Source organism: Thiomonas sp. X19 (genome assembly GCF_900089495.1).
GTDB lineage: Bacteria > Pseudomonadota > Gammaproteobacteria > Burkholderiales > Burkholderiaceae_C > Thiomonas_A.
The window spans coordinates 1-8,957 of record NZ_FMBP01000013.1; the positions used below are offsets into that span (position 1 = coordinate 1).

Genomic DNA, 8,957 nt, shown 5'->3' on the forward strand with positions numbered 1-8,957 from the left:
CTTTTCCCGGTGCCGCCCTTCTCGTTGAGCAGCGCAATGATCTTCATAGGTGTATGTGAGCGCCTGAGTGTCTGATGATGTGAGTATATGAGCCTTCCGACGGCAAAGTAAGTTATGCCTAGGTGTTCAGGCGAAGCTGACCTTGTTGTTCCAGCGCCGAAGCCTCGTCGGATGTGGTGCGGCGACGGCGGTACTCCTTGATGAACATGACACGATCACCCTTGAAGAACAGCGCGGGGTTCACCCAAAACAAGCTGGCTGTTTTGGCTGCGATGAACCCTTTTGCCAGGAGCTCTTTGAGTCCGCGCTGAAAGGTCTTCTCCGACATGCCAATGTCACGCCCAGATAGTCCGCCACCGAACCAGAAGAGCTCAACGCTATCGGCGTAACCGCCCCGCATTGGTGTGCGCTGATACTCGTCCAACACGGCTTGGAAGACTCGCTGCGCCGTTCTATTCAGGCCATAGGCTGCACTAACGCCAGCAGCAAAGACTTTGACGAACTCAGCGTCATCACGCTCCTCGATCTGATGAATAGCGGACACGCCAACGATCTCCCCTGTTTTTGAGTTGATCAGGTCCTCACCACGCCCAGCTCGTACAAGGCGCCGCTTAATCGTCAACGACTGGGACTCGACAAGCGGGTTAACTGTCGGGCTGTAGTCAAGATTTCTGAGGTTGATTGATGGGATGTCAGACATTTTTCGGCGCTTTGTTGTCGTTCGATAGACGCAGCATAAACGATGCAAAGACAAAATATCAATCATTTTTGTCCCGGTATGTCCTGCGTTTGTCTTTCGAACGCCCAGTGTTGTCTCGGACCCCTAGCAACTACGCGGCTTCCGGCGATTTCCCTTCTCACTCTTTGTTTTAACGCGCGTAGCCATGCGACACCGGAGCCAACATTCCAGCCCCCGCCTTGCGGGGAAGTGCCGCCCGCGTAGCGGGCTTGTGTCCCCCCAGGTGGCGGGGACTGCCGTCCCCCCGTCCTGCGCTTCTCGGCCCGATGAGACCGGGCCTGCGATGCTCGCCACCTCGCCCCCCTGGGGGCCTAGCAGCCCCCCATCGCGTTGCGATGGCTCCCCCCGCAACCAAAACCGGCTTGCAAGAGGCCAGGAGCCTCTAGGCGGGTCTTGGGTGCCTTGGGGTAGGGCTTGGGTTGGGAAATCCTTCAGAAGGCTTTTTGAGGCGATGTGGGCGGCAAGCGAACCCGGCCCGGCTTCTCGGGCCGGGCTGTGCACAGGGCGGGTTCATCGCCCTGTGTGCAGGCGCAGTCCGTCCACAAGAGCTGGGTTGTCCCATGCAGATGCACCAACGGGTGCCTGCAGGGGGCAAGGGGCGGCACGCCCCCTGTACACCAGGACAAGCGCGGGGCGCGCAGGCCATGCACGGGCGCAGCCCGCACTTCTTGCGGGTGGAGTTTTGCCGTTTACAGCCCCAGATCGCGCTCCCGGGTGCGACTCAAGACCATCGTCCAGCAGGCGTCGCCTTTGTTTTGCCACTGCTTCTGCGCGGGTGACAGGCTTGGCTCGGCCCCATCGGCTTGGGCCTGCGCATTGGCCTTGGTGAACGCCATTTCACGCTCCTGCATGGCCGCCGCTGCGGCTTCCGTCGCCGTTTCCCCTGCCGCCACGTCCACCAGGTTGAGCACCGACTCCGAGAGTTTCCCGGCAAGCAACTTCAAGTGCATGTTCCTCTGCAACTCAGATGGATACTGGCCTGCTGACGTTGCATTGTGCGTGAGGTACTTCACGCCGGTGAGCACCTCGTCAAGCGCATGGGACAGTGCGTTGCTGTTGGGTTGGACCATGGCTTACTCCTTCTGGACTTGTTGCGGATCTTCTGGAAGACCGAACAGCGCCCGGTCATCGTCGCGGGTTAACGTCGCCTCCATCATCGCCAGCAACTTGTCCCGAGGCCATTCCCCGCGTTCGACTTTGGCGAGGATGGCCGCACCGACCAGAATCTTGCGGCGCGTGTCCTGTGAGCGCTTGGTTTTGGATTCTGCGGCCCGCTTGCGGGCTTCGATCTGTTGCTTCTTGGCCCGCTCCTGCTTGAGCTTTGTTTCCAGCGTTGCAATGCGTTCGTCGATGCTTGCCATGTCCAGCCATCCGTGGGATTGATGCCTTGCATTCTACCCCGGCGCTTGATCAGTTTTCGAGATAACATGGACGGCTAGAATATGTTGAAGCACAGACCAGAAGCGAAGCAAGGGCGCACTTATGCAAACTTCGTTTGCGCGCGGTCTACGACGCTGAAAATAAACCCCGATATTCGCCCGTGGCGATCTACCACCTGTCCGTCAAGACGATCAGCCGGTCGGCCGGTCGCAGTGCGACCGCCGCAGCGGCCTATCGTGCCGGGGTGGACATCACCGACGCGCGCACCGGCGAGCTTCATGACTACCGCCGCAAGGGCGGTGTCGAATCCACCGAGCTGGTCTTGCCTGCCGGTGCGCCCGCGTGGGCCGCCGACCGGGCGGCACTCTGGAACGCCGCCGAGCAGGCCGAGACCCGCAAGAACTCGACAGTGGCCCGCGAGTTCGAGATCGCCTTACCCGATGCGCTTTCGCCGTCCGAGCGGGTGCGGCTGGCCCGCGACTTCGCCCGCGAGCTGGTGGAGCGCCATGAGTGCGCGGCAGACGTGTGCATCCATGCTCCCGGCAAGGAAGGCGACCACCGCAACCACCACGCCCACATCCTGCTGACGACCCGCCGCCTTGGGCCGGATGGTTTCACCGAGAAAACCCGCGAACTGGACGACAAGGCGACCGGCTCCAAGCTCGTGACCGAGTGGCGCGAGCGGTTCGCCCAGTTGCAGAACGCGCGCCTGCACGAGAACGGCATCGAAGCTAGAGTCGATCACCGCAGCCTTGCAGCGCAGGGCACCGAGCGCGAGGCGACCCGGCACCTTGGGCCAGCGGCCAGCGGCTACGAGCGCCGCACCGGCGAGCCGAGCGCCAAGCGTCTGCACTTCGAGCAAGACGCCGCCGAGCGGCTGGCCCGCGCCGCGCAAGCGGGCGCGCTGGAGCGACAGAGCCGCCAGATCGACCGCACCATCCTCGACCTGTCCGGCGACCTGGCCGCCGCCTTGGCCGAGCGGGAGCGGCAACGGCAGGTCGAGCAAGCCCAGCAGATCGAAGCGGGCAAACAGCAGGCCCGCGAAGCCTTCCAGCGCTTTCAGGCCGAGCAGGCGAAACAGCAGGCCGACGCGCAGGCCGCTCAGGCACTGACCCGGCAGAAGCAGGAGGCCGATGCCCAGCGCGAAGCCGAGGAGCGGCAGCGGGCCGAGCTGGCGGAGGCGTGTGGCGTGAGCCTTGACGAGATGACCCCGGAGATGGCCGAGTGGCTGACCGCACAGATGGAGCGCGACAAAGCCGCGCTGGCCGGGATCAAGGACAAAGGCGAGAGCCGGGAGATCGCCCGTGAGTTTGTTCGGGACTTGAAGCGCGACAGAGACCACGGGATGGGCCGCTAGCGCCTTCTCGAAACTCACCCGGTCTGAGCCCTTCGAATTTGTTGCTCTTGCTTTGAAAATGTAGTAATGTTCCTACATAGTTCACACAGACGAGGTGCCGCCATGACCATCACCACCCTATCCAGCCGCGAGTTCAACCAAGGGGCGAGCGAAGCAAAACGGGCCGCAAACAATGGGCCTGTGTTCATCACAGACCGGGGCCGTCCGGCGCACGTGCTCATGAGCATCGCGCAGTATCGGCGCATGACCGGAGGCCACAAGAAGATTGCTGATTTGCTGGCCATGCCGGGCATCGCTGAGATGGAGTTGGAGATTCCGCGCTCGCGTGCGCTTGCACGTCCTGCGGACTTGTCCTGATGTTTGTTCTCGACACCAACGTCGTTTCTGAGTTGCGCAAAATTCGCCTGGGCCGAGTCGATGAAAATGTGGCGCAGTGGGCCGATAGCGTGGATGCGGCAGACCTGTATTTGTCGGCCATCACTGTGCAGGAGCTGGAAATTGGCGTGTTGCTGGCTGAGCGCCGCGACCCGTCCCAAGGCGCTATTTTTCGGACTTGGTTCGAGGGCCATGTTTTGCCCGCTTTCGCCGGACGCATCCTGTCCGTTGATACCGCTGTTGCGCAGCGTAGTGCCGCGTTTCATGTGCCAGACCCGCGCCCGTTCAGGGATAGCCTGATCGCAGCAACCGCACTAGTTCATGGGATGACCATCGTCACGCGGAACGTGGCGGATTTCCAATCTGCCGGGGTGTCGATTCTCAACCCTTGGGAGGCACAGCGTTGAGCCGACAGCGCAAGCGGGAGCAAGGGATCGCCCGCTTGCGCCTTCTCGAAACTAATCGTTTTTGAGAACCAGCCCAATTGAGAACGCGCCCAGAGGGGCGCGTTCTTCTTGCATTCCAGTCTCGATCGCAGCGGGCAACATGGCTGCGTTTTGAGAACGTTAGCCGGGCTATTCAGTTCTCAGGATCGAGGATGCTGACCACCCGGGCGATGATCTCGGCTGTTGTGGCTGCGTCCAGCGTTTCCACATGGCGCGCTGTACCCGCCTTCTCGCGGGCATCCAGGTCAAAGGTGCGCACCTGGTTGCACACCGCAACGCCTTGCGTATCGTGCCCCTGAATGGGCACCGCCAGGCCGGTGTTGCGGGCGAACTGGCCACCGCTTGTTACGGGGACCGTCATGGCCAGCCCCAAGGCGTTGATCTCCTTGGGTGTGATCACCACGAAGCGATGACGCCCCTGCATTTCCCGGCCTGCCACCGGATTGGGGTCGATCCAATACACATCCCCAGCGCGCGCCACGCGGCGCGCCATCATGCAATCTCCCGCCCGACTGGCCCACCCTCATGCGCCCATGCCGTCTCAGCCTGCAGTGCGGCCATCGCCTCGGGCGTTGCCCCTCGCAGGAGTTCCTTGAGGCTGTAGCGCTTGCGGGGTTGTGCTACGACGGGCCGTGCCGTGAGCACGCCATTGTCGACCTGCAGATCCAAGGGCGTGCCGACGTCCGCGTGCAGACTGCGCAGGAGATGGGCTGGGATGGTCACAATGGCAGCGCCGCCCTGGCGGCGGATGTGAACGGTGGTCGTGGTCATGGTGGCATTCCGTATCGAGAGGCCAAGAGTAGCACGTTTGCACTACATTTGATGGCGCCGAATCAGCCTGCGATCCAATGGGGCATGGGGAGGCCCATGATCTGCTCAAGCGGCCAGGGTCGCGGGTGAGTCTTGCTGCGACAGCGACGAAGACCTGGATGAAGCTGTGAACGAGTTGTTGACCGACATCGCCAGCGACGCGGATGACCGTCACTGCTTCTCGGAGAGCGACGCGCGCATGGAAGGCACTGAACGCCACTGGTAATGCCGCTGGCTTAACTGACTTCCCTGTTCCATTGCTCCCCGGACCCCACGATCTGGCGTTCTGGAAAAGCCTGCGCCATTTCCCCGAATTCCACGACTGATGTCCGACAACGTCCCCCCGCACTACCAGGGCCTGTGGCGTCGCATCCTGCTCACGGCGCCGGGCGTGCATGACGACACCACGCGCGTGGTGTGGATGCAGACCGCGCAGTGGCATGCAGACCTGCGCATTCCCGCCGACCGGCCGCCATGCGAGGGGCGCACGTCCCTACACGATTGCAACCGCGACGAACTGCTCGGCCTGCTACGCCAGGAAGGCTTCGCCGGCATCACCAAGGTGCAAGGCGACACCTGCGAATGGCTGCGCCGGCTGGACTACCGCCCCACCGGCCGGCGCGACCTCGGCAGCATGGCCTTCTCGTCCGATTTCGACGCCATCGACGAAGTCGGCATCGAGGCCAATTACGCCGAACGCTGGGTGCGTGAACCGCAAGGCAGCGGTGAGCAGCACATGGTGTTCACACACGACGTCCACGCGCCAAAGCTTTGCTTGTTCTCAGGACATTGCTTCATGCGTGTGCAAGACAGGGCGCTGCACGCCGATGCGGCGCGCCGCGCCTGGCAGCGCGTGCAGGACGGGACGGCCCATGACGAGGAACTGCGCCAGCTGGCCGATTTTGAAATCTCGTTCGGAGACATTGCGCATGGGCAAGGACGAATCATCCACTCGACCCTGCCCTGGTTGGAAGGGGTGCGACTCAAGCTCTCCGGTCCGGCTCGCTCCGGTTAGCCCCCGACACCGCGCTGACGCGCGATGCGTCGCGCTCCCCGCAAAACCAAGGGGACGTAGCGCGTTTTGCAACGGTCGGCAAAGCCGCTGTCTGCATACCCATGACAGCGTGCGGTGCAATACTTCCCTAAGTTTGATTTAAGACACCAGGCGAACACTGCAGTCGTCCGCGATGCTTTCGATACCGCGGTGTTCAGCAACCGGGGCCTGGCCCCACTTTCCTGGAGTTGATCGTGAACAAATTCTCAGCCCTTCTCGCCATTGCCGGCTTCGCCACTGCCGTCAGCGCCCAAGCCGCCATACCCACCCGGCTATTTGGCACCCCGGTGCCCGATTCCGTAGCCAGCCGCGTCGTCGCGATCACCCCGAGCACCGACTCCATCAACGCGCAATGGGGCCGCAGCATCGAGTTCAAGGACCACGGCAAAAGCTTCGCCTACGAGTTCGACGGCCCGCGCGCCGACGCCCGCGTCAATCTCGAACGCGTGGCCCCTGCCGGCATGATCAACCATCCCGTGTATGCCTACGTGGGAGGCTTCCCGGTCAATTAAATCATTGAGCCTCGGTGCCGAGCGATGACCGTCGCCGGTCATCGCCATGCGGACCGGATCCGCCAAGGTGCCATTCCGGCCGACGTAGGCGCCGGCCCTGCCCCGCCGAGCGATGTGGCGCAACGGTGATGGATGTTTCCAACTTCCGTGACCGTCCGAACCATTCCCCACCCCAATCCTCCCCTTGCATGGGGAGGGAACTGGATCGGGATTTTCATGAAGTTGCCCAGAATCAACAGATCATCGTCACCTGTGACGATGATTGCCGCATGCGCAGCCAGCGCGCAGGCCAATACGGCATCGTCATCGCGATCGCGTGAAACAGCTTGCGCGAGTGGTTTGACGGCGATTGTGGAGGCAAGGCGGCGGTAGTTGCGCAGCATGTCCGCAGCACTCAGGCCAGTCGCTTCAACGAAGCGGGCCAGCTTGGGCTTGGCCAGTGTGGCCGCCAGTTCATCAAGCAGGACGCGGCTGGTCAGTAGCTGGATGCCACCATCCCCGGCAAGCTCGAAAACCTTGCTGGGAGTCCCCTGCCACAGCAGGGCCGAGATCAGCACATTCGTATCGACGACCCACCGGGGTGGCATCTTCATGCGGCATGCGATTTGGTGGTGGTTCTCTCGCGGCGAACGGCCCGCACTTCTGCCTGAATTTCCGTGAGAGAGAGCGCGGCAGTGCCGGACTGGCTGGCGCGTGCCGCGCCAGCCAGGGGTCGTCTCAGAAAACGGAAAATAGAGCACGTTAAGCTGGCGGCAGCGGTCGCAACGGCCTGAACTTCCCCGCACCAACCTTGGCGCTGCTGCGCCAGAGGTAATCGCCGGTCAAGTTGATGTGCTCCCAGCCCAGCGGCGACAGATATTGCAACAGCGTGTCGTCCAGCGACTTGCCGTGGCCACGCAAAGCACTGGTGGCACGCTCCAGGTAGACCGTGTTCCACAACACGATGGCCGCCGTCACTAGGTTGAGGCCGCTGGCCCGATAGCGTTGTTGCTCGAAGCTGCGGTCGCGAATTTCACCCAATCGGTAGAAGAACACGGCTCTGGCCAGCGCGTTCCGCGCCTCACCCTTGTTTAGTCCGGCATTAACGCGGCGGCGCAATTCCACGCTTTGCAACCAATCCAGAATGAACAGTGTGCGCTCGATGCGTCCCAGCTCGCGCAAGGCGATAGCCAGACCGTTTTGTCGTGGGTAGCTGCCGAGTTTTCGCAGCATCAGGGAGGCCGTTACCGTGCCCTGCTTGATTGAGGTGGCCAGTCGCAGGATTTCGTCCCAATGGGCGCGAACGTGCTTGATGAGCCAGAAGTGTTTGTGCTGCACGGCGACGCATTGCCTCTCTGACCAGGTCACTCAATGCACCAGGCGTTAGCAGGCCGGCTTCCTTGGCTTCGCGGGCCAGCCTGTCGGGCAGATTGAATTTGATTTCCAGGGTTGTCATGTTTGTATCTCGGTAGGCGCAGGGATTTGCGCTGCGTTGTCAGGTGAGTTTATGAGTTAATCATCATGCACTCACATCCTCACGTGAGTATGGCTTCATCGCTTCCATGATGAGATCGGTCAGCGTTTTATCTTCCCGTAGCGCGCGGGCTTTCCAGGCTTGCCGCACGCGTTTCGGCACGTTCAGGTTGATCCTGACGACCTCTTCTTGCGTCACTGTCGCGAGCGGAATTGTCGGGCGCACTTCGTGCAGCGGCTTGGATTTCAAAGCCATGATTTCATCTCCAGTTCTTCAATCAATTGATCCATCTCCTGCTTCGCGTGAGCGTCGCTCAGGCTGTAGATGCTCAGCCCGTCGGTGAGAGCTTGCGCGAAGGCCACTCGATTCCCAATCGAGTGTTCCAGGATGGTGACGCCGTACTCGTTCCAGTTGCCGGTCAAAACTTCCTTGGAGAGTTTCGAGACGCCGCTGACACGGTTCACCAGGAACCCAGCATCGATCTGTCCGCCGACATCAATCTTTTGCTGAATGAGCTTGACCGCAGCGGCTGAGGCCCAAATATCGGCCCCGCTGGGTTGAATGACAACCAAGGCGGTTTGCGCAATCCGCACAACAGCCGCCGTCATCTTCTCGGCCTTTGCTGGCGTGTCGATGATCACCAGGTCGGCCTGGATCGATGCCAGCGATTGCAGCATTTCAGGGCGATCCAGGGCGACAACAGGGGGAAGATCGATGCCGTCAGGCGATGCGCTGCGCCAGTCCCTGGTTGTGCCCTGTGGGTCAGCATCGACCAAGACAACGCGCTGGCCACGAAGATGCAGGGCGCTGGCCAGGTTGGTGGCGACCGTG

13 protein-coding genes and 1 pseudogene are annotated in these 8,957 nt (G+C 61.9%); 5 read left to right on the plus strand and 9 right to left on the minus strand.

From position 1 onward, the window contains the following. Positions 1–118: 118 nt before the first annotated feature. From THIX_RS00190 to THIX_RS00200, 3 genes are all read right to left on the minus strand, one after another. Positions 119–766: a replication/maintenance protein RepL gene (locus THIX_RS00190; RefSeq protein WP_233224318.1), complete on the minus strand. Its 648-nt coding sequence runs from the start codon at positions 764–766 to the stop codon at positions 119–121. A gap of 662 nt (positions 767–1,428) precedes the next feature. Further along, positions 1,429–1,809, minus strand: coding sequence for a hypothetical protein (locus tag THIX_RS00195; protein ID WP_112484345.1), 381 nt, complete (start codon positions 1,807–1,809; stop codon positions 1,429–1,431). A 3-nt stretch (positions 1,810–1,812) separates the two neighbouring features. Next, complete coding sequence (locus tag THIX_RS00200; protein WP_112484346.1) at positions 1,813–2,100, minus strand: mobilization protein; 288 nt, start codon at positions 2,098–2,100, stop codon at positions 1,813–1,815. Between the two features lie 134 nt (positions 2,101–2,234). On the opposite strand from THIX_RS00200, the gene mobQ reads away from it, so the two are divergent. The 3 genes from mobQ to THIX_RS00215 all read left to right on the plus strand — a co-directional run bounded on the left by mobQ (position 2,235) and on the right by THIX_RS00215 (position 4,258). Continuing rightward, positions 2,235–3,476 (plus strand): MobQ family relaxase, encoded by a 1,242-nt coding sequence (gene mobQ, locus THIX_RS00205; RefSeq protein ID WP_199195208.1) that lies wholly within the window; start codon positions 2,235–2,237, stop codon positions 3,474–3,476. Between the two features lie 102 nt (positions 3,477–3,578). After that, positions 3,579–3,833: a type II toxin-antitoxin system Phd/YefM family antitoxin gene (locus THIX_RS00210; protein WP_112484347.1), complete on the plus strand. Its 255-nt coding sequence runs from the start codon at positions 3,579–3,581 to the stop codon at positions 3,831–3,833. Further along, a complete protein-coding gene (locus THIX_RS00215; RefSeq protein ID WP_199195209.1) occupies positions 3,830–4,258 on the plus strand; it encodes a type II toxin-antitoxin system VapC family toxin in 429 nt (142 codons plus the stop codon). The genes THIX_RS00210 and THIX_RS00215 overlap by 4 nt, the downstream gene beginning before the upstream one ends. A 172-nt stretch (positions 4,259–4,430) precedes the next feature. Here the strand turns inward: THIX_RS00215 and THIX_RS00220 are convergent, their stop codons facing one another. Continuing rightward, positions 4,431–4,793, minus strand: coding sequence for a type II toxin-antitoxin system PemK/MazF family toxin (locus tag THIX_RS00220; protein WP_112484349.1), 363 nt, complete (start codon positions 4,791–4,793; stop codon positions 4,431–4,433). Next, entirely contained in the window at positions 4,790–5,068 is a 279-nt protein-coding gene (locus THIX_RS00225; protein ID WP_112484350.1) for an AbrB/MazE/SpoVT family DNA-binding domain-containing protein, read from the minus strand. The genes THIX_RS00220 and THIX_RS00225 overlap by 4 nt, the downstream gene beginning before the upstream one ends. A gap of 364 nt (positions 5,069–5,432) precedes the next feature. Here THIX_RS00225 and THIX_RS00235 point away from each other — a divergent pair, with 364 nt between their 5' ends. Further along, on the plus strand, positions 5,433–6,122 hold the full coding sequence (locus tag THIX_RS00235; protein WP_112484351.1) for a hypothetical protein: 690 nt from the start codon (positions 5,433–5,435) through the stop codon (positions 6,120–6,122). Positions 6,123–6,355: 233 nt separating this feature from the next. After that, positions 6,356–6,673, plus strand: coding sequence for a CzcE family metal-binding protein (locus THIX_RS00240; RefSeq protein WP_158540751.1), 318 nt, complete (start codon positions 6,356–6,358; stop codon positions 6,671–6,673). A 38-nt stretch (positions 6,674–6,711) separates the two neighbouring features. Here THIX_RS00240 and THIX_RS00245 read toward each other — a convergent pair whose 3' ends face one another. The 4 genes and pseudogenes from THIX_RS00245 to THIX_RS00260 all read right to left on the minus strand — a co-directional run. Next, positions 6,712–7,266 (minus strand): putative toxin-antitoxin system toxin component, PIN family, encoded by a 555-nt coding sequence (locus THIX_RS00245; RefSeq protein WP_112484353.1) that lies wholly within the window; start codon positions 7,264–7,266, stop codon positions 6,712–6,714. Positions 7,267–7,414: 148 nt separating this feature from the next. Next, a pseudogene (locus THIX_RS00250) lies at positions 7,415–7,966 on the minus strand (Tn3 family transposase); the annotation flags it as partial. A 205-nt stretch (positions 7,967–8,171) separates the two neighbouring features. After that, positions 8,172–8,381 (minus strand): hypothetical protein, encoded by a 210-nt coding sequence (locus tag THIX_RS00255; protein WP_112484354.1) that lies wholly within the window; start codon positions 8,379–8,381, stop codon positions 8,172–8,174. Continuing rightward, the coding region (locus THIX_RS00260) for a cobyrinic acid ac-diamide synthase (RefSeq protein ID WP_112484355.1) at positions 8,372–8,957 on the minus strand (586 nt) is incomplete at its 5' end. The genes THIX_RS00255 and THIX_RS00260, both read right to left, overlap by 10 nt.